Here is a 293-nt window from a genome sequence, read left to right as displayed (position 1 = left end):
CCATTTATACAATTGAGGTTGTCAATGAATAGAACCGGCGCATCACTGGGTCATGGGACTCCAGAAATGCCCGGTTCTCCTTTTATACCAACGCTTCCTCTTTTTTGAAGAATGTTTTTAATGCTTGGTAAATATCCGCTTTTTCCTTCACAATATAGTACCTAAACTTCGGATCATCGATTTCTTCAAAAGCGCGCATTAAGGTTGATTTTCGTTTATAGCCATTTACCTCACCATAGCCAAACATACTAGACACCTTCATAACCTTTTCTACAAGGTCGATACAGGTAGGG

1 protein-coding gene is annotated in these 293 nt (G+C 39.9%); it reads right to left on the bottom strand.

Annotated elements, in window-relative coordinates:
* Window positions 1–82 precede the first annotated feature (82 nt).
* A partial coding sequence (locus JKP73_RS22780; protein WP_200412055.1) for a DUF444 family protein occupies window positions 83–293 on the bottom strand: 211 nt, incomplete at its 5' end.

The organism is Virgibacillus salexigens, from assembly GCF_014905415.1.
In the GTDB taxonomy this organism is placed as follows: domain Bacteria; phylum Bacillota; class Bacilli; order Bacillales; family Amphibacillaceae; genus Virgibacillus; species Virgibacillus salexigens.
This window is presented reverse-complemented; position numbering and strand designations above follow the sequence as displayed.